We start from the raw sequence: 19,182 nt of genomic DNA, 5'->3' as shown, positions 1-19,182 counted from the left end.
GAAAGATCCTTCAAGATCACTTCAAGTTCTGAACACAAGGCGCCACAGAGTGCGTTTCAAGTCATACGACATCGAGTCTTGACTTCGAAACCTGAAGGCATAGTCTCTGCAACGTTGCTTTTACCTTCAAGTGGTGCCCGGCGTGGAGTTGTGCCCCACTTGAAGGGCTCGCCCCCCCACCGCACCGGCGACGCTGCCGGAGCCCCGAGGAGTCCTTGTGACCAGCACCGCGCAGGCGCCCACACCGCCTTCGTCCGAAGGCCGTTCGGCCCATCCGGACCACATCGGACACGTCATCTTCATCACGGCGTCCGCCGCGATGGGCGGCTTCCTCTTCGGCTACGACAGCTCCGTCATCAACGGCGCCGTCGAGGCCATCCGCGACCGCTACGACATCGGCTCCGGCACCCTCGCCCAGGTCATCGCCATCGCCCTGATCGGCTGCGCCATCGGCGCCGCCACCGCCGGCCGGATCGCCGACCGCATCGGCCGCATCCGCTGCATGCAGATCTCCGCCGTGCTCTTCGCCGTCAGCGCCGTCGGCTCGGCGCTCCCCTTCGCCCTCTGGGACCTCGCCTTCTGGCGGATCGTCGGCGGCTTCGCCATCGGCATGGCCTCCGTCATCGGCCCCGCCTACATCGCCGAGGTCGCCCCCGCCGCGTACCGCGGCCGCCTCGGCTCCTTCCAGCAGGCCGCCATCGTCATCGGCATCGCCATCTCCCAGCTGGTCAACTACGGCATCCTCCAGCTCGCCGACGGCGACCAGCGCGGCGAGATCGGCGGCCTGGAGGCCTGGCAGTGGATGCTCGGCGTGATGGTCGTCCCCGCCCTCCTCTACGGCATGCTCTCCTTCGCGATCCCCGAGTCCCCGCGCTTCCTCATCTCCGTCGGCAGGACCGAGCGCGCCAAGGAGGTGCTCGCCGAGGTCGAGGGCCACGGCGTCGACCTGGACCGCCGGGTCGCCGAGATCGACCTGGCCATGCGCAGCGAGCACAAGTCCACCTTCAGGGACCTGCTCGTCGCCGGCAGCAGGTCCAGGCTGCTGCCCATCGTCTGGGTCGGCATCGGCCTCTCCGTCTTCCAGCAGCTCGTCGGCATCAACGTCGCCTTCTACTACTCCGCGACGCTGTGGCAGTCCGTCGGCGTCGACCCCTCGGGCTCGTTCTTCTACTCGTTCACCACGTCGATCATCAACATCGTCGGCACCGTGATCGCGATGGTCCTGGTCGACCGGGTCGGCCGCAAGCCGCTCGCCCTCGTCGGCTCCGTCGGCATGGCCATCGCCCTCGCCTTCGAGGCCTGGGCCTTCTCCGCCGACCTCGTCGACGGCAAGCTCCCCACCACCCAGGGCGTCGTGGCGCTCGTCGCCGCCCACGTCTTCGTGCTCTTCTTCGCCCTCTCGTGGGGCGTGGTCGTCTGGGTCTTCCTCGGCGAGATGTTCCCCAACCGGATCCGCGCCGCCGCCCTCGGCGTCGCCGCCTCCGCCCAGTGGATCGCCAACTGGGCCATCACCGCCAGCTTCCCGTCCCTCGCAGACTGGAACCTGTCCGGGACCTACGTCATCTACACGGTCTTCGCCGTGCTCTCGATCCCCTTCGTGCTCAGGTACGTGAAGGAGACCAAGGGCAAGGCGTTGGAGGAGATGGGCTAATCCCCGCTGCCCCCTCCTCTTGTACGGAACTGCCCCGGTTCGAGGTCCTGTGCCTTGAGCCGGGGCAGTACGGCTTCACCGAACAGGCGCACGCTCCGCCAGCCCTCCTCCACCGGCATCCCGCCGCACAGCGGATGCAGCACCAGACTGTCGAGCTCCGCCCCGAGCGCCACGCACTCGTCCGGTGTCACCACCCGGTAGACCCCCTCCGCACGCAGCTCCGCCACCGTCCCCGCCGTCGACCGCACCGCCGAGCGGATGTCCTTCGACTGCCAGGACGCATAGGTGCGCGCCTCGTGCAGGAAGTGCTCCCCGTACTCCGCCCACGTGCGGTCCGGATCCTCCGCCACGTGCAGCAGCGGGGTCTCGCGGGCCGGCATCATCGTCCAGCCCTCCGTGCCGTACGCCGCGCACTGCTCCCGGTAGTACGTCTCGAGCTCCGGCAGATGCGCGCTCGGGAACAGCGGCAGCCCCAGCCGGGCCGCCCGCCGGGCCGCCGCCCGCGACGAGCCGCCGACCAGGAGGAGCGGGTGCGGCCGGGTGAGCGGCCGCGGGGTGACCCGTACCGTACGGCCCTGATACGAGAAGGGCTCGCCCGACCAGGCGGCGAGCAGCGTCTCCAGGAGCAGGTCCTGCAGCCTGCCCCGGCGCCCCCAGTCGACCCCGCGCTCCTCGTACTCCTCCGGCCGGTAGCCGATCCCCGCCACCGTCACGAGCCGCCCGCCGCTCAGCAGGTCCAGGACCGCGATCTCCTCGGCGAGCCGCAGCGGGTCGTGCAGCGGCCCGATGATCGCCGAGACGGTCACCGCGATCCTCCTGGTCGCCCCGAAGACCGCGCCCGCGAAGGCGAAGGGGGAGGGCAGCCAGTTGTTCGCGACACCGTGGTGCTCCTCGGTCTGCACGGTGTCGACGCCGTGCGCGTCGGCGTGCGCCGCCATCTCCACGGCCGCCCGGTAGCGGGCGGAGAGGGAGACCGGGTCGGCGTGCGGGTCGACGAGGTTGAAGCGGACGACGGTGAACGGCATGGGGTCCCCTCCGCGGTGGGTGGCGCAGGCGGGACGGAGGTTAGCTGACGAAGTGTCAGATGGGAACGTCCCGGACGCGCCCGTGAGGCACCCCGGCCCGGTACGAGGGGCACCCGGCGGGATCACGCCATACTGGAGTCGTTATGGAACTCATCCTTGCTGTAGTCATCGCTCTGGTCGTCGCGGTCGCCGTGACCGGCGGGCTCGTGATCAGCGGCCGCAAGAAGAAGCAGCTGCCGCCGGCCGAGCCGCCGTCCACCGCCCCGACCATCACCGCTCCGCCCGCCGAACCGCACATCGGCGACGAGGCGGAGACACCGCGGGAAGAACCACGCCGCACCGTCGAAGAGGTCGAGCTCCCGGCCCCCGCCGAGACCGCCGAGGCCCCGGTCGTCGTCGAGGAGCAGGTCACCGAGGCACCCGAGATCGAGGTGCCCGAGCCGACCGCCGGCCGGCTGGTCCGGCTGCGCGCCCGGCTCGCCCGCTCGCAGAACTCGCTCGGCAAGGGACTGCTCTCGCTGCTGTCCCGCGAGCACCTCGACGAGGACACCTGGGAGGAGATCGAGGAGACCCTCCTCACCGCCGACGTCGGCGTCGCCCCCACCCAGGAACTCGTCGAGCGGCTGCGCGAGCGTGTCAAGGTGCTCGGCACCCGCACCCCCGAGGAGCTGCGCGGCCTGCTGCGCGAGGAGCTGATCGCCCTCCTCGGCGCCGACCTGGACCGCTCGGTGAAGACCGAGAGCCCCGAGGACACCCCCGGTGTCGTGATGGTCGTCGGCGTCAACGGCACCGGCAAGACCACGACCACCGGCAAGCTGGCCCGCGTCCTGGTCGCCGACGGCAAGTCCGTCGTCCTCGGCGCCGCCGACACCTTCCGCGCCGCCGCCGCCGACCAGCTGCAGACCTGGGGCGAGCGGGTCGGCGCGCACACCGTGCGCGGCCCGGAGGGCGGCGACCCGGCCTCCATCGCCTTCGACGCGGTCAAGGAGGGCATCGCCGAGAAGGCCGATGTCGTCCTCATCGACACCGCCGGGCGGCTGCACACCAAGACCGGCCTGATGGACGAGCTCGGCAAGGTCAAGCGTGTCGTGGAGAAGCACGGCCCGCTCGACGAGGTGCTGCTCGTGCTCGACGCCACCACCGGTCAGAACGGCCTCATCCAGGCCCGCGTCTTCGCCGAGGTCGTCGACATCACCGGCATCGTCCTCACCAAGCTCGATGGCACCGCCAAGGGCGGCATCGTCGTCGCCGTCCAGCGTGAGCTGGGCGTCCCGGTCAAGCTGATCGGCCTGGGCGAGGGCCCGGACGACCTGGCCCCGTTCGAGCCGGGCGCGTTCGTCGACGCCCTGATCGGCGACTGACCCTCCGCGGCGCCGCAGCGCACGCACACGATCCGCAGCGCATACGAGAAGGGCCCCTGCCGCAGCTCAACGGCAGGGGCCCTTCTCCGTACCGGGGCCGGCGCACGCCGGGCAGCGGTGGTCGGTGGCGGTCAGCGGCGGGTGCGGTGGCAGATGTACGCGAGGGTGCCGAGCAGCAGCCGGGCCTGCGGCGGCGCCCCGGCGGTGTCCAGGGTCGGCGGCCGCAGCCAGCGCACCGGCCCGAGCCCGCCCAGGTCCGACGGCGGCGCGGTCACATGCGCCCCCGGGCCCAGACAGTGCAGATCCAGATCGGCGTCGTCCCAGCCCATCCGGTACAGCAGCCGCGGCAGCTCGGCCGCCGCGCCCGGCGCCACGAAGAACCGCGCCCGTCCGGTCGGCGTCGCGCACACCGGGCCCAGCGGCAGCCCCATCCGCTCCAGACGGACGAGCGCCCGGCGGCCCGCGGCCTCGGCGACCTCGATCACGTCGAAGGAGCGGCCCACCGGCAGCAGCAGCGCCGCCCCCGGGTACTCCGACCACGCCTTGGTCGCGACGTCGAGACCCGCGCCGGCCGGGACCGGCTCGGCGAAGGGGAGGGGGTGCGCCCCCGGCGCCGTACAGACGGGATCGCCGCAGGAGCAGCGGCCGGCGACCGCCCGCGCCCCCGGGACGACGTCCCAGCCCCACAGTCCGGTGTACTCGGCCACCGCTGTGCACTCCGTCGTGCGTACGCGGCGACGTGAGCCGGACCGCTTCTCACGAATGCCGCCGATCGTGAAGCCCATGCCCCCTCCAACGGGTCGAACGCGCCGGTGGTTACGGACCGGAGGTCCACCGTCACGATCCGCCACATCGCGCCGCCACGCGGGCGTGCGGTGGTGCGGTCGGTGGTGCGGACCGCGACACGCGCCTCCTCGCGCCCCGGTTCCTCGACCCCGCTCCGTCGCATGTCAAGTGAATCGTGTTCCGCACGCGGCGAGTTCATTCGAAGGGGTGGCGAATGGTGGCGTTTCTTGAAACGCCATGCGCGGACGGGTGATCGTAGGATTACCTTCGGTACACGAACCCCGGGGCGAATGGCACGCGTGGGTATGCCGCAGGCAACCCGGTTCTCCGTTCGAAGAGGCGCAAACGCCGGACGGACAGCCCGAGACACGGCATGCTGGCAGGGGTACGCACGAGGACATCAGGCAGATGGGGGGCGTTCCAGTGGGCGACAGCGGCGCAGACGGTTCGGCTGCCGGCAAGCGCCCGAACGAGCAGCTGAGCTCGTGGTTCGTGCGCAGCGGCTGGTCGAAGGGCGAGCTGGCGCGCCAGGTGAACCGCAGGGCCCGGCAGATGGGCGCGCACCACATCTCCACGGACACCTCCCGGGTGCGGCGCTGGCTCGACGGCGAGCAGCCCCGTGAACCGATCCCGCGGATCCTGTCCGAGCTGTTCTCCGAGCGCTTCGGCTCCGTCGTCGCCGTCGAGGACCTCGGACTGCGCACCGCCCACCAGTCGCCCTCCGTGTCCGGAGTCGACCTGCCCTGGGCCGGCCCCCAGACCGTCTCCCTGCTCAGCGAGTTCTCCCGCAGCGATCTGATGCTCGCCCGGCGCGGCTTCCTCGGCTCCTCGCTCCAGCTCGCCGCCGGACCCGCCCTCATCGAGCCCATGCAGCGCTGGCTGGTGCCCACCCCGACCGGCGACGGCGAGCGGCCCGACCCCGGCGAGATCGAGCGGCGTCCGCACCGGCTCTCCCCGGTCGAGCTCGACCTCCTGGAGTCCACCACGGCGATGTTCCGGCAGTGGGACGCCCAGTGCGGCGGCGGACTGCGCCGCAAGGCCGTCGTCGGCCAGCTCCACGAGGTCACCGACCTGCTCCAGGAGCCGCAGCCCGGACCCGTCGCCCAGCGCCTCTTCAAGTGCGCCGCCGAGCTCGCCGAGCTCGCCGGCTGGATGAGCTACGACGTGGGCCTCCAGCCCACCGCCCAGAAGTACTTCGTGCTCGCCCTGCACGCCGCCAAGGAGGCCGGCGACAAGCCCCTCGGCTCGTACATCCTGTCCTCGATGAGCCGCCAGATGATCCACCTCGGCCGGCCCGACGACGCCCTCGAACTCATCCACCTCGCCCAGTACGGCAGTCGGGACTGCGCCACCTCCCGCACCCAGGCCATGCTGTATGCGATGGAGGCCCGCGCCTACGCCAACATGGGACAGCCCTCCAAGTGCAAGCGGGCCGTCCGGATGGCCGAGGACACCTTCTCCGACATCGGCCTCGACGGCGAGCCCGAGCCCGACTGGATCCGCTTCTTCTCCGAGGCCGAGCTCAACGGCGAGAACTCGCACTCCTTCCGCGACCTCGCCTATGTCGCCGGCCGCTCGCCCACCTACGCCTCGCTCGCCGAACCCGTCATGGAGCGGGCCGTCCAGCTCTTCGAGCAGGACACCGAGCACCAGCGCTCGTACGCCCTCAACCTCATCGGCATGGCCACCGTGCACCTGCTCAAGCGCGAGCCCGAGCAGTCCGTCGCACTCGCCGAGAAGGCCATCGGCATCGCCAGGAAGGTGCGCTCCGAGCGGGTCAACACCCGGCTGCGCAAGACCGTCGACACCGCCGCCCGCGACTTCGGCGACGTCGCCGAAGTCGTCCACCTCACCGACCGGCTCACCGCGCTGCTCCCGGAGACCGCCGAGGCCGTCTGACCCGGGCGGCAGCGCCGCACCACCCGAAGACACCGGCCGCGCCGGCCGTCCCGTAAGCCCGACTCGGCTCCCCCGCCGCAAGGACACACGGACGACCGACGCGGCCGGGTTTCTGCGCGCACCCGCGGAGGGTGCGGCCGTTACCTGGCTGTGACCCTGCCGTTCACGGTCGCGTAACACGCCCCCCTCCTTCGTCACTACGGCGAAACATCGAGCGGCATCGGCGGAAACCGGCCTGCGCGAATCTCTGGCTCATAACCGGCCCCGCCCCGCACAGGCCGTACGACGACGAGGAGACGCCGATGGCAGCAGCCATCACGACCCTGGCCGCGGACACGCCCACGCTGTCCGCCGCCAACACCGGGTTCATGCTCATCTGCTCCGCCCTGGTCATGCTGATGACCCCCGGCCTCGCCTTCTTCTACGGAGGCATGGTCCGCGTGAAGTCCACCCTCAACATGCTGATGATGAGCTTCATCAGCCTCGGGATCGTCACGATCCTGTGGGTGCTCTTCGGCTTCAGCATCGCCTTCGGCACCGACTCGGCCTCCCTCTTCGGCTGGTCCTCCGACTACGTCGGCCTCAGCGGCATCGGCCTCACCGAGCTCTGGGACGGCTACACCATCCCGGTGTACGTCTTCGCCGTCTTCCAGCTGATGTTCGCCATCATCACCCCGGCCCTCATCAGCGGCGCCCTCGCCGACCGCGTGAAGTTCAGCGCCTGGGCCCTGTTCATCACCCTGTGGGTCACGGTCGTCTACTTCCCCGTCGCCCACTGGGTCTGGGGCGCCGGCGGCTGGCTCTTCGAGCTGGGCGTCATCGACTTCGCCGGCGGCACCGCCGTCCACATCAACGCCGGCGCCGCCGCCCTCGGCGTGATCCTCGTCATCGGCAAGCGGGTCGGCTTCAAGAAGGACCCGATGCGCCCGCACAGCCTCCCGCTGGTCATGCTCGGCGCGGGCCTGCTGTGGTTCGGCTGGTTCGGCTTCAACGCCGGCTCGTGGCTCGGCAACGACGACGGCGTCGGCGCCGTCATGTTCGTCAACACCCAGGTCGCCACCGCCGCCGCCATGCTCGCCTGGCTCGCCTACGAGAAGCTCCGCCACGGCTCCTTCACCACCCTCGGCGCCGCCTCCGGCGCGGTCGCCGGCCTCGTCGCCATCACCCCGTCCGGCGGCTCCTGCTCCCCGCTCGGCGCCATCGCCATCGGCGTGATCGCCGGTCTGCTCTGCGCCATGGCCGTCGGCCTGAAGTACAAGCTCGGATACGACGACTCCCTCGACGTGGTCGGCGTCCACCTGGTCGGCGGCGTCGTCGGCTCCCTCCTCGTCGGCCTCTTCGCCACCGGCGGCGTCCAGTCCGACGCCAAGGGCCTCTTCTACGGCGGCGGCCTGGAGCAGCTCGGCAAGCAGGCGATCGGCGTCTTCGCCGTCCTCGCCTACTCCCTGATCGCCTCCGCGATCCTCGCCCTGATCATCGACAAGACCATGGGCATGCGGGTCACCGAGGACGACGAGGTCTCCGGCATCGACCAGAGCGAGCACGCCGAGACCGCGTACGACTTCAGCGGCGCCGGCGGCGGCGTCACCGGACGCACCACCGCCGCCCCCGCACCCGCCCCGACGCAGAACACGAAGGTGGACGCATGAAGCTCATCACCGCGGTCGTGAAGCCGCACCGGCTCGACGAGATCAAGGAGGCCCTGCAGGCCTTCGGCGTCCACGGCCTCACCGTCACCGAGGCCAGCGGATACGGCCGCCAGCGCGGCCACACCGAGGTCTACCGCGGCGCCGAGTACACCGTCGACCTCGTCCCCAAGATCCGTATCGAGGTCCTGGTGGAGGACGACGACGCCGAACAGCTCATCGAGGTCGTCGTCAAGGCCGCCCGCACCGGCAAGATCGGTGACGGAAAGGTGTGGAGCGTCCCGGTCGAGACCGCCGTACGGGTCCGCACCGGAGAGCGCGGACCGGACGCCCTGTAGCGCTTGATTCTGTAAGGAGCCGCTGGTGACGAGCATCGACGTGCGGGACGACGAGCCCGACAACACCGACGACACCGGACCCGGCGGTTACGCGGCGGCCCGACTGCGCCTTCTCACCGAGAAGACGCGGTCCGGGCCGCCGCGCCGTACCGCGCTCGCCCGGCTCACCGACGACTGGCTCGCCGGGCTGTACCAGGCCGCCGGCGCGCCCCCCGGCACCGCCCTCGTCGCCGTCGGCGGCTACGGCCGCGGCGAACTCTCCCCGCGCAGCGACCTCGACCTGCTCCTGCTCCACGACGGCAGCGCCGACCCCCGTGCGATCGCCGCCCTCGCCGACCGCCTCTGGTACCCGGTGTGGGACCTCGGCCTCGCCCTCGACCACTCCGTACGGACCACCGCCGAGGCCCGCAAGACCGCAGGCGAGGACCTCAAGGTCCAGCTCGGCCTCCTCGACGCCCGGCCCGTCGCCGGCGACACCGCCCTCGCCGCCGCCCTGCGCACCGCCGTCCTCGCCGACTGGCGCAACCAGGCCACCCGCCGGCTGCCCGAGCTCCACGCGCTGTGCCGGGAACGCGCCGAACGCGTCGGCGAGCTCCCGTACCTCCTCGAACCCGACCTCAAGGAGGCCCACGGCGGCCTCCGCGACGCCCAGGCGCTGCGCGCCGTCGCCGCCTCCTGGCTCGCCGACGCCCCCCGCGAGGGTCTCGACGACGCCCGCCGCCGCCTCCTCGACGCCCGCGACGCCCTCCACCTCACGACCGGCCGCGCCACCGACCGGCTCGCCCTCCAGGAGCAGGACGCCGTCGCCGCCGAACTCGGCCTCCTCGACGCCGACACCCTGCTCCGCGAGGTGTACGAGGCGGCGCGCACCATCGCGTACGCCTCCGACGTCACCTGGCGCGAGGTCGGTCGCGTGGTCCGGGCCCGCACCGCCCGGCCCCGGCTCCGCGGCCTCCTCGGCGGACGCGCCGGCGGCCGTACGGGCGGGGCGAAGGCCCCCGCCGAGCGCACCCCGCTCGCCGAGGGCGTCGTCGAGATGGACGGCGAGGCCGTCCTCGCCCTCTCCGCACGCCCCGAACGCGACGCCGTCCTGCCGCTGCGCGCCGCCGCGGCCGCCGCCCAGGCCGGACTGCCGCTCTCCCCGCACGCCGTACGCCGCCTCGCCGCCGCCGGCACCACCCTGCCCACGCCCTGGCCCGCCGAGGCCCGCGAAGCCCTCGTCACCCTCCTCGGCGCCGGCGAACCCACCGTCCCCGTCTGGGAGGCCCTGGAGGCCGAAGGCCTGATCACCCGGCTGCTCCCCGACTGGGAACGGGTCCGCTGCCGCCCCCAGCGCAACCCCGTCCACACCTGGACCGTCGACCGGCACCTCGTCGAGACCGCCGTCCGCGCCGCCTCCCTCACCCGCCGTGTCCACCGCCCCGACCTGCTCCTCGTCGCCGCCCTCCTGCACGACATCGGCAAGGGCTGGCCCGGCGACCACTCCGTCGCCGGCGAGACCATCGCCCGCGACCTCGCCGGCCGCTTCGGCTTCGACCGCGCCGACACCGCCGTCCTCGCCACCGTCGTCCGCCACCACCTGCTGCTCGTCGAGACCGCCACCCGCCGCGACCTCGACGACCCCGCCACCGTCCGCACCGTCGCCGACACCATCGGCACCCAGGGCGCCCTGGAACTCCTGCACGCCCTCACCGAGGCCGACGCCCTCGCCACCGGACCCGCCGCCTGGTCCACCTGGCGCGCCCGGCTCGTCGACGAGCTCGTCAGCCGCGTCGCCGGAGTCCTCGCCGGCGAGGAACCGCCGGACCCCGAGGCCGCCGCCCCCAGCGCCGAACAGGAGCGCCTCGCGATCGAGGCCCTGCGCACCGGCGAACCGGTCCTCGCCCTGCACACCGAGCCGACCGTCCCCGACGGCTCCCAGGAGCCCGAACCCGAATCCGAGCCCGTCGGCGTCGAACTCCTCGTCGCCCTCCCCGAACGCCCCGGCGTGCTGCCCGCCGTCGCCGGTGTCCTCGCCCTGCACCGCCTCACCGTCCGCGCCGCCGACCTGCGCGCCGTCGCCCTGCCCGACGGGCTCGGCCGGAGGCCGGTCCTCGTCCTCGACTGGCGGGTCGCCGCCGAGTACGGCTCGCTGCCCGAGGCACACCGGCTGCGCGCCGACCTCGTCCGCGCCCTCGACGGCTCCCTCGACGTGTCCGCACGGCTCGCCGAACGCGACGCCGCCCAGCCGCGCCGCCGCGGGGTCACCGCGCCGCCGCCCCGGGTCACCGTCGCCCCCGCCGCCTCCCGCCACGCATGCGTCCTGGAGGTCCGCGCCCAGGACGCGCCCGGCCTGCTCCACCGCATCGGCCGGGCTCTGGAGGGCGCCGAGGTCCGGGTCCGCAGCGCCCATGTCTCCACCCTCGGCGCCAATGCCGTCGACACCCTGTACGTGACCCGCCCGGACGGCTCCCTGCCCGACCCGGAGGAGGCGGCGGCCCTGGCGAAGACGCTGGAGGAGGCGTTGCGGTGACCGGGGGACGACCGGGGGCCGACCGGGTTCCCTACGGGCCGGATACCCTTGGGTGACTGCCCACCCCGACCCGAGGAATCGCGACCACCGTGTTCGATACGCTTTCCGACCGCCTCAGCGCGACTTTCAAGTCCCTCCGGGGTAAAGGCCGCCTCTCCGAGCAGGACATCGACAGCGCGGCCCGGGAAATCCGTATCGCCCTCCTCGAGGCCGATGTCGCCCTCCCGGTCGTCCGCGCGTTCATCTCCCGCGTCAAGGAGCGGGCGCTCGGTGCCGAGGTCTCCAAGGCCCTGAACCCGAGCCAGCAGGTCATCAAGATCGTCAACGAGGAGCTCATCAGCATCCTCGGCGGCGAGACCCGCCGGCTGAAGTTCGCGAAGAACCCGCCGACCGTGATCATGCTCGCCGGTCTCCAGGGTGCCGGTAAGACCACCCTCGCCGGAAAGCTCGGTCTCTGGCTCAAGGGCCAGGGCCACACCCCGCTGCTCGTCGCCTGTGACCTCCAGCGCCCCAACGCCGTCACCCAGCTCGGCGTCGTCGCCGACCGCGCGGGCGTCGGTTTCTACGGCCCGCAGCCCGGCAACGGCGTGGGCGACCCGGTCCAGGTCGCCAAGGACTCGATCGAGTACGCGCGCTCGAAGATGCACGACGTCGTGATCGTCGACACCGCCGGCCGCCTCGGCATCGACCAGGAGCTGATGCAGCAGGCCGCGGACATCCGCGACGCCACCTCGCCCGACGAGGTCCTCTTCGTCGTCGACGCCATGATCGGTCAGGACGCGGTCAATACCGCCGAGGCCTTCCGCGACGGCGTCGGCTTCGACGGCGTGGTGCTGTCCAAGCTCGACGGCGACGCCCGCGGTGGTGCCGCGCTGTCCATCGCGCACGTCACCGGCAAGCAGATCATGTTCGCCTCCAACGGCGAGAAGCTGGACGACTTCGACGCGTTCCACCCGGACCGCATGGCGTCCCGCATCCTCGGCATGGGCGACATCATGTCGCTCATCGAGAAGGCCGAGCAGACCTTCAGCCAGGAAGAGGCCGCCAAGATGGCCTCCAAGCTGGCGTCCAAGAAGGGCCAGGAGTTCACGCTCGACGACTTCCTGGCCCAGATGGAGCAGGTCCGCAAGATGGGCTCCATCTCCAAGCTCCTCGGCATGCTGCCCGGCATGGCGCAGATGAAGGAGCAGATCAACAACATCGACGAGCGCGAGGTCGACCGCGTCGGCGCGATCATCAAGTCGATGACCCCGGCCGAGCGCCAGGACCCGACGATCATCAACGGCTCCCGCCGTGCCCGTATCGCCAAGGGTTCCGGCGTCGAGGTCAGCGCCGTCAAGGGTCTGGTGGAGCGCTTCTTCGAGGCCCGCAAGATGATGTCCCGCATGGCCCAGGGCGGCGGCATGCCCGGCATGCCGGGGATCCCCGGCATGGGCGGCGGTCCCGGCCGGCAGAAGAAGCAGATCAAGCAGGCCAAGGGCAAGCGCAAGAGCGGCAACCCGATGAAGCGGAAGGCCGAGGAGCAGGCCGCCCAGGCCAAGCGCGAGCAGGCCCAGGCCGGCGGCGCCTTCGGGCTCCCTGCGGCGGGCGAGGGCCCGGGTGACTTCGAGCTCCCGGACGAGTTCAAGAAGTTCATGGGCTGACGTCCCCGGGGCGTTCGCCCGACGAGGGGTCCGTGGCGGTGCGAAACCGCCGCGGGCCCCTTTTCGTTCGCCCGGCCCACCCGTAATGCCGCTGATGCCCGGTTCTTCGATACTGGGGCCACTGCCGCCCCGAGCCCCGAGGAGAGCCCGTGGCCAACCCCGTACCCCCGCGCGACCGGACCGATCAGCCCTGGCGCTCGGAAGGGGCCCCGCCGCCCGCGCCGTCCAGGAAGAAGATGCCCGGAGGCTGGGGCGGCCTCATCCTCGTGGCGCTCGTCGTCTACCTCATCGCCAACCTCGTGCTGTCCTTCTTCAACGAGAAGGACGGGCCGACGATCTCCTACACCGAGTTCGACAAACAGGTCGCCGCCGGCAACGTCTCCAAGATCTACTCCAAGGGCGACGCGATCCAGGGCCAGCTCAAGAACAAACAGCCGGTCCCCGGCGGCGACGGCGACTACACCAAGTTCACCACCCAGCGGCCCGCCTTCGCCGACGACGAGCTGTGGGCCCAGCTCACCAAGAACAACGTCACCGTCACCGCCGAACCCGTCGTCCAGGAACGCAGCTTCCTCGCCAATCTCCTCATCTCCCTCGCCCCGATGGTGCTCCTCGTCCTGCTGTGGGTGTTCATCGCCCGCCGCATGAGCGGCGGCATGGGCGGCGCCGGCGGCATGCTCGGGCGCAAGGCCCCGCCCAAGCCCGTCGAGCTGGAGGGCGGCAGACGCACCACCTTCGAGGACGTCGCCGGCATCGACGAGGTCGAGGGCGAGCTCAACGACGTCGTCGACTTCCTCAAGAACCCCGGCGCCTACCGCGAGATGGGCGCCAAGATGCCCCGCGGCGTCCTCCTCGCCGGACCGCCCGGAACCGGCAAGACCCTGCTCGCCCGCGCCGTCGCCGGCGAGGCCGGCGTGCCCTTCTTCTCCGCCTCCGCCTCCGAGTTCATCGAGATGATCGTCGGCGTCGGCGCCTCCCGGGTCCGCGAACTCTTCGCCGAGGCCCGCAAGGTCGCCCCCGCGATCATCTTCATCGACGAGATCGACACCATCGGCCGGGCCCGCGGCGCCGGCTCCGGCATGGGCGGCCACGACGAACGCGAACAGACCCTCAACCAGATCCTCACCGAGATGGACGGCTTCACCGGCTCCGAGGGCGTCATCGTCCTCGCCGCCACCAACCGTGCCGACGTCCTCGACCCCGCCCTCACCCGCCCCGGCCGCTTCGACCGCATCGTCCACGTCAACCCGCCCGACCGCGGCGGCCGCGAGGCCATCCTGAGGATCCACACCCGCGAGATCCCGCTCGCCCACGACGTCGACCTCCAGCACGTGGCCAAGACCACCCCCGGCATGACCGGCGCCGAACTCGCCAACCTCGCCAACGAGGCCGCCCTCCTCGCCGTCAAGCGCCGGCAGAAGACCGTCACCCGGTCCGATCTCTCCGACGCCCTCGAAAAGGTCCAGCTCGGCGCCGAACGCCCCCTCGTGATGCCCCTCGAAGAACGCCGCCGCACCGCCTACCACGAGAGCGGCCACGCCCTCCTCGGCATGCTCCAGCCCGGCGCCGACCCCGTCCGCAAGGTCACCATCGTGCCGCGCGGCCGTGCCCTCGGCGTCACGTTGTCCACACCCGAGTCCGATAAATATGCCTATACGGAGGAGTATCTGCGCGGCCGGATCATCGGCGCCCTCGGCGGCATGGCCGCCGAACAGGTCGTCTTCGGCGTCATCACCACCGGCGCCGAGAGCGACCTCGAACAGGTCACCAACATCGCCCGCGGCATGGCCGGCCGCTGGGGCATGAGCGAACGCGTCGGCCGGCTCACCGCCATCCCCGGCGACGCCCAGCAGGCCTACGGACTCTCCGCCGCCCCCGCCACCCTCGACACCGTCGACGCGGAGATGCGCCGCATCGTCGACGAGTGCTACGAGAGCGCCGTACGCCAGCTGAACGAGCACCGCGACAGACTCGACGCCCTCGCCGCGGCCCTCCTGGAGAACGAGACCCTGGAGGAGGAGCAGGCCTACCGGGCGGCGGGCATCCCGCGCCTGGCCAAGGGCGAGGGCGAGGGGCTCGGGGGAGCGGGGGAGGAGTGACCCCCGGCGCGCGTCAGGGCGTGCGCGCCACCACGTACCGGAAGACGTTCGGCATCCACACCGTCCCGTCCCCGCGCACATACGGCTCAAGGGCCTCCAGGAGCTCCTTCTCCACCTGGTCCGGATCCGTCGCCGCGAGCGCCGCGTCGAACTCGCCCGTCGAAAGCAGCCCCCGCACCGCGCTGTCCCGGTCCGCGTAGCCGAACGGGCACGCCACCCGGCCCGAACCGACCGCCCGCAGCCCCGCCGCGGCCACCGCCGCCCCCAGGCCCTTCCGCTCGGCCGGACCCCAGCCCGCGAGCCGCGCCGCGACCCGCAGCACCGAAGTCGTCGCGCACCGCTCCGCCGGACCCCAGCAGGCGAGCACGATCGCCCCGCCCCGTTCCGCCAGTCGGGTGACGGCCGCCGGATCGGAGCCGAGCGCCGCCGCCCCGTGGAACGCCGTGATCACGTCGTACGGGCCGCCCTCCGGCAGCCCCGACACCGTCAGCGGCACCTCGGGCAGCCGTTCCCGGGCCAGCGCGAGGCGCGCCGGGTCCCGGTCCGCGCCGGCCACCCGCGCCCCGCGCCCAGCCGCCATGAGCAGCGCCAGGCCGGAACCGCAGCCGAGGCCGAGCACCCGCGACCCGGGCCCCACGCCGAGCCGGTCGTACACCGCCTCGTAGAGCGGGACCAGCATCCGTTCCTGGATCTCGGCCCAGTCGCGCGCGGGGTGGTGCGGGACGAGCGTAGGTGTCATGGAAAGCGCCCCTATCCGTACTCGGATCCGTGCTCGGACGACAACCCCCCGTAGCCAGGGAACTGCGCAACCCGCCCCCCGTCCAGTGCTCGCGGCGCACGAGTCGCGGACCGCCGACGAAGCTGCCGACGGATCGCCGAGGGATCGCCGACGGACGGCCTACGGCGAGCTTCGGCCATCGGAGGGGGGTGGTGCCCGAGTTCGGGCAGACGCCCGGTACTGTCCCTCGCAACCCCGCCCGGCAGCGCCGTACGACGCGAAGGGAAGCCCTCTTGACTGACGGGTACGTGCAAAATATTTCAGTTGCCCCGGAATGGAACCCGGAAGGGATCCGGCTCGTTGTACCCGACGTGAGCACGACACCACCTGTCCTCGCCGCAGAGCTGGCACAGGCGTGGGCCGACATTCAGCGGCACCACCCCGAACTGCCGGACCTTGCCGCGCCCGAGTCCCTGATCGGAGAGTCCTCGTCCGCCTGCGGCGCCGAACTCTCCTTCGAGCGACTGCTCCACGAGGCAGTCCACGGCATCGCAGCCGCCCGCGGGGTCCGCGACACCTCCCGCGCCGGCCGCTACCACAACCGCAGATTCCTCGCGATCGCCGAGGAGCTGGGTCTCGACCACCCCGAGGAGCCGCACGCCAGCAGCGGCTTCTCCCTGGTCACCCTGAACGCGGACGCCAGGCGGCGCTACCGGACCACCATCGAGCGGCTCCAGCGCGCCCTGAAGGCCCACACCGTGGCGACCGCCGCCGACACCAAGCGCTCCTTCCGCGGACCGGCCGCCCGGCACGGCTCCTCGGGCGGCGGCGTGCGCGTCAAGGCCGTCTGCGACTGCGGGCGCAACGTGCGCGTGGTGCCCTCCGTGCTCGCCCAGGCGCCCATCATGTGCGGCGGCTGCGGCAAACCCTTCCGCATTCCGGACACCGTGGGCGAGACCGTGGGTGCCGCAAGCTGACCCGCCGGGGTGTGGCACAATGGCTAGCTGTACTCGACAGTCGCACAGGACCCCTCTCTCCTCCGGCTGACGCGTCCATCGGGCACCCGAGTACCGCAACCCCACGTGGCATCTCAAGTGCCCAACCACGTCAAGTTCAGGAGACACCACTCCAGTGGCAGTCAAGATCAAGCTCAAGCGCCTCGGCAAGATCCGCCAGCCGCACTACCGCATCGTCGTCGCCGACTCCCGCACCCGCCGGGACGGTCGTGCGATCGAGGAGATCGGCCTCTACCACCCGACGTACAACCCGTCGCGTATCGAGGTCGACTCCGAGCGTGCGCAGTACTGGCTGTCCGTCGGCGCCCAGCCGACCGAGCCGGTTCTCGCCATCCTGAAGCTCACCGGCGACTGGCAGAAGCACAAGGGCCTCCCGGCCCCGGAGAAGCCGCTGCTCGCCCCGGCGACCAAGGAAGCCAAGCGCGCCTCCTTCGACGAGTTCGCGAAGGCTCTCGAGGGCGACGACAGCAAGGGTGAGGCCATCACCCCGAAGGCCAAGAAGGCCGACAAGAAGGCGGACGAGGCCGAGGCCGAGTCCACCGAGTCGACCGAGGCCTGATCATGCTCGAGGAGGCTCTCGAGCACCTCGTGAAGGGCATCGTCGAAAACCCCGACGACGTGCAGGTCGCCTCGCGCAACCTGCGCCGGGGTCGCGTTCTCGAGGTCAGGGTCCACCCCGACGACCTCGGCAAGGTGATCGGCCGCAACGGTCGCACCGCGCGCGCCCTGCGCACCGTCGTGGGTGCCATCGGCGGCCGCGGCATCCGCGTCGACCTCGTCGACGTGGACCAGGTCCGCTGAAAGTTTGACACCGGCACGGGCCGGGGAGGGCGCTCGCGCCCGCCCCGGCCCGAGTCGTTTTGCCCGCCGGCAAGAGCGACCATTAATTGGGCAACCACGACGGAGAGGTACCACCTCCGCGAGAGCGGCGGCGGTTCAGCCGCAAAAAGGGGAGAGTTCACCAGTGCAGTTGGTAGTCGCGCGGATCGGCCGCGCCCACGGGATCAAGGGCGAGGTCACCGTCGAGGTGCGGACCGACGAGCCCGAGCTGCGGCTCGGACCCGGCGCCGTCCTGCACACGGACCCGGCCTCCGCCGGGCCCCTCACCATCGAGACCGGCCGGGTGCACAGCGGCCGGCTGCTGCTGCGCTTCGAGGGCGTCCGCGACCGCAACGGCGCCGAGGCCCTGCGCAACACCCTCCTCATCGCCGACGTCGACCCCGACGAGCTGCCCGAGGAGGAGGACGAGTACTACGACCACCAGCTGGTCGACCTCGACGTCGTCCTCACCGACGGCACCGAGATCGGCGTGATCAGCGAGATCTCGCATCTGCCGTCCCAGGACCTGTTCATCGTCGAGCGGCCCGACGGCAGCGAGGTCATGATCCCCTTCGTCTCGGAGATCGTCACCGAGATCGACCTGGAGAACCAGCGCGCCGTCATCACCCCGCCGCCCGGTCTGATCGACGAGCGCGAGGCCGTCATCGACTCCACGCGCGACGAGGACCAGGGCGACGAGGACCACGGCGGCGACGGCGCCGCGAAGGGCGCGGTCTGATGCGCCTCGACGTCGTCACGATCTTCCCCGAGTACCTCGAACCGCTGAACGTCTCGCTGGTCGGCAAGGCCCGCGCCCGCGGCCAGCTCGACGTCCACGTCCACGACCTGCGGAACTGGACGTACGACCGGCACAACACGGTCGACGACACCCCGTACGGCGGCGGACCCGGCATGGTCATGAAGACCGAGCCCTGGGGCGACGCCCTCGACCAGGCCCTCGCCGACGGCTTCGAGACCGGCGCGCACGCCCCGGCGCTCGTCGTCCCGACCCCCAGCGGCCGCCCCTTCACCCAGGAACTCGCCGTCGAACTCTCCGAGCGGCCCTGGCTGATCTTCACGCCCGCCCGCTACGAGGGCATCGACCGGCGCGTGATGGACGAGTACGCCACCCGGATGCCCGTCTACGAGGTGTCCATCGGCGACTACGTCCTGGCCGGCGGCGAGGCCGCCGTCCTGGTGATCACCGAGGCCGTCGCCCGGCTGCTGCCCGGCGTCCTCGGCAACGCCGAGTCGCACCGTGACGACTCCTTCGCCCCCGGCGAAATGGCCAACCTCCTGGAAGGCCCCGTCTACACCAAGCCCCCTCAGTGGCGCGGCCGTGGCATCCCGGACGTGCTGCTCAGCGGGCACCACGGGAAGATCGCGCGCTGGCGCCGGGACGAGGCCCTGCGGCGTACCGTCGCCAACCGGCCCGATCTCGTCGAGCGCACCGACCCGGCCGCCTTCGACAAGAAGGACCGGGAGATCCTCTCCATGCTCGGCTGGGCACCCGAACCCGGTGGCCGATTTTGGCGCGGGCCCGGGCCCGTGGAAGAATAGGCCGCTGTCGTACGTCCGGCGCGCGCCCCTGCCACAGGGGGATGGACGCCTGCCAGAGACGGACGACGCTCCATCCGTTCGTACGTACCGCTGATGACCTGTGGCATCA

The 19,182-nt window shown here is 71.8% G+C and carries 16 protein-coding genes; 13 read left to right on the top strand and 3 right to left on the bottom strand.

All coding sequences use genetic code 11. The features are described 5' to 3' along the window. Window positions 1-217 precede the first annotated feature (217 nt). On the top strand, window positions 218-1,651 hold the full coding sequence (locus AB0M18_RS24995) for a sugar porter family MFS transporter (RefSeq protein ID WP_365761632.1): 1,434 nt from the start codon (window positions 218-220) through the stop codon (window positions 1,649-1,651). Here the strand turns inward: AB0M18_RS24995 and AB0M18_RS24990 are convergent. Continuing rightward, on the bottom strand, window positions 1,648-2,676 hold the full coding sequence (locus tag AB0M18_RS24990) for an LLM class flavin-dependent oxidoreductase (RefSeq protein WP_365761630.1): 1,029 nt from the start codon (window positions 2,674-2,676) through the stop codon (window positions 1,648-1,650). The two genes, AB0M18_RS24995 and AB0M18_RS24990, sit on opposite strands and share 4 nt — an antisense overlap. Window positions 2,677-2,819: 143 nt before the next feature. Between AB0M18_RS24990 and ftsY the strand changes: the two genes are divergently transcribed. Continuing rightward, entirely contained in the window at window positions 2,820-4,037 is a 1,218-nt protein-coding gene (gene ftsY, locus AB0M18_RS24985; protein ID WP_365761628.1) for a signal recognition particle-docking protein FtsY, read from the top strand. 131 nt (window positions 4,038-4,168) lie between these two features. Here ftsY and AB0M18_RS24980 read toward each other — a convergent pair whose 3' ends face one another. Next, window positions 4,169-4,822: a bifunctional DNA primase/polymerase gene (locus tag AB0M18_RS24980; protein WP_365761626.1), complete on the bottom strand. Its 654-nt coding sequence runs from the start codon at window positions 4,820-4,822 to the stop codon at window positions 4,169-4,171. A 424-nt stretch (window positions 4,823-5,246) separates the two neighbouring features. On the opposite strand from AB0M18_RS24980, the gene AB0M18_RS24975 reads away from it, so the two are divergent. The 6 genes from AB0M18_RS24975 to ftsH all read left to right on the top strand — a co-directional run bounded on the left by AB0M18_RS24975 (window position 5,247) and on the right by ftsH (window position 14,960). After that, window positions 5,247-6,722, top strand: coding sequence for a hypothetical protein (locus AB0M18_RS24975; protein WP_365761762.1), 1,476 nt, complete (start codon window positions 5,247-5,249; stop codon window positions 6,720-6,722). Window positions 6,723-7,024: 302 nt separating this feature from the next. After that, complete coding sequence (locus tag AB0M18_RS24970; RefSeq protein ID WP_365761624.1) at window positions 7,025-8,371, top strand: ammonium transporter; 1,347 nt, start codon at window positions 7,025-7,027, stop codon at window positions 8,369-8,371. Next, window positions 8,368-8,706 carry a P-II family nitrogen regulator gene (locus AB0M18_RS24965; RefSeq protein ID WP_128977495.1) on the top strand — a complete coding sequence of 113 codons (339 nt, stop codon included), beginning with the start codon at window positions 8,368-8,370 and terminating at the stop codon, window positions 8,704-8,706. Before AB0M18_RS24970 ends, AB0M18_RS24965 begins: the two co-directional genes overlap by 4 nt. 25 nt (window positions 8,707-8,731) lie before the next feature. Beyond that, entirely contained in the window at window positions 8,732-11,218 is a 2,487-nt protein-coding gene (locus tag AB0M18_RS24960) for a [protein-PII] uridylyltransferase (protein ID WP_365761621.1), read from the top strand. Window positions 11,219-11,307: 89 nt separating this feature from the next. Further along, on the top strand, window positions 11,308-12,861 hold the full coding sequence (gene ffh / locus AB0M18_RS24955) for a signal recognition particle protein (RefSeq protein ID WP_365761619.1): 1,554 nt from the start codon (window positions 11,308-11,310) through the stop codon (window positions 12,859-12,861). 149 nt (window positions 12,862-13,010) lie between these two features. Continuing rightward, window positions 13,011-14,960 carry an ATP-dependent zinc metalloprotease FtsH gene (gene ftsH / locus AB0M18_RS24950; protein ID WP_365761617.1) on the top strand — a complete coding sequence of 650 codons (1,950 nt, stop codon included), beginning with the start codon at window positions 13,011-13,013 and terminating at the stop codon, window positions 14,958-14,960. 13 nt (window positions 14,961-14,973) lie between these two features. Here ftsH and AB0M18_RS24945 read toward each other — a convergent pair whose 3' ends face one another. Further along, window positions 14,974-15,699, bottom strand: coding sequence for a methyltransferase domain-containing protein (locus tag AB0M18_RS24945; protein ID WP_365761615.1), 726 nt, complete (start codon window positions 15,697-15,699; stop codon window positions 14,974-14,976). Between the two features lie 350 nt (window positions 15,700-16,049). On the opposite strand from AB0M18_RS24945, the gene AB0M18_RS24940 reads away from it, so the two are divergent. From AB0M18_RS24940 to trmD, 5 genes are all read left to right on the top strand, one after another. Next, a complete protein-coding gene (locus tag AB0M18_RS24940) occupies window positions 16,050-16,655 on the top strand; it encodes a hypothetical protein (RefSeq protein WP_365761613.1) in 606 nt (201 codons plus the stop codon). Window positions 16,656-16,809: 154 nt separating this feature from the next. Next, window positions 16,810-17,253: a 30S ribosomal protein S16 gene (gene rpsP, locus AB0M18_RS24935; RefSeq protein WP_365761611.1), complete on the top strand. Its 444-nt coding sequence runs from the start codon at window positions 16,810-16,812 to the stop codon at window positions 17,251-17,253. 2 nt (window positions 17,254-17,255) lie between these two features. After that, window positions 17,256-17,495: an RNA-binding protein gene (locus tag AB0M18_RS24930; RefSeq protein WP_056566048.1), complete on the top strand. Its 240-nt coding sequence runs from the start codon at window positions 17,256-17,258 to the stop codon at window positions 17,493-17,495. Between the two features lie 163 nt (window positions 17,496-17,658). Next, complete coding sequence (gene rimM, locus AB0M18_RS24925) at window positions 17,659-18,252, top strand: ribosome maturation factor RimM (RefSeq protein WP_365761608.1); 594 nt, start codon at window positions 17,659-17,661, stop codon at window positions 18,250-18,252. Next, a complete protein-coding gene (trmD, locus tag AB0M18_RS24920; protein WP_365761606.1) occupies window positions 18,252-19,073 on the top strand; it encodes a tRNA (guanosine(37)-N1)-methyltransferase TrmD in 822 nt (273 codons plus the stop codon). Before rimM ends, trmD begins: the two co-directional genes overlap by 1 nt. Window positions 19,074-19,182 lie beyond the last annotated feature (109 nt).

Source organism: Streptomyces sp. NPDC051909 (assembly GCF_040681095.1).
GTDB lineage: Bacteria > Actinomycetota > Actinomycetes > Streptomycetales > Streptomycetaceae > Streptomyces.
Note: the sequence above shows the minus strand (reverse complement) of the source record. Positions and strands in the feature narration are given on the sequence as shown.

What these genes read in the sequence shown, in the direction of transcription:
- AB0M18_RS24980 (WP_365761626.1), bottom strand. Translation starts at nt 4,822, where the DNA reads ATGGGCTTCACGATCGGCGGCATTCGTGAGAAGCGGTCCGGCTCACGT.
- AB0M18_RS24965 (WP_128977495.1), top strand. Translation starts at nt 8,368, where the DNA reads ATGAAGCTCATCACCGCGGTCGTGAAGCCGCACCGGCTCGACGAGATC.
- AB0M18_RS24930 (WP_056566048.1), top strand. Translation starts at nt 17,256, where the DNA reads ATGCTCGAGGAGGCTCTCGAGCACCTCGTGAAGGGCATCGTCGAAAAC.
- trmD (WP_365761606.1), top strand. Translation starts at nt 18,252, where the DNA reads ATGCGCCTCGACGTCGTCACGATCTTCCCCGAGTACCTCGAACCGCTG.
- AB0M18_RS24970 (WP_365761624.1), top strand. Translation starts at nt 7,025, where the DNA reads ATGGCAGCAGCCATCACGACCCTGGCCGCGGACACGCCCACGCTGTCC.
- AB0M18_RS24945 (WP_365761615.1), bottom strand. Translation starts at nt 15,699, where the DNA reads ATGACACCTACGCTCGTCCCGCACCACCCCGCGCGCGACTGGGCCGAG.
- ftsY (WP_365761628.1), top strand. Translation starts at nt 2,820, where the DNA reads ATGGAACTCATCCTTGCTGTAGTCATCGCTCTGGTCGTCGCGGTCGCC.
- AB0M18_RS24990 (WP_365761630.1), bottom strand. Translation starts at nt 2,676, where the DNA reads ATGCCGTTCACCGTCGTCCGCTTCAACCTCGTCGACCCGCACGCCGAC.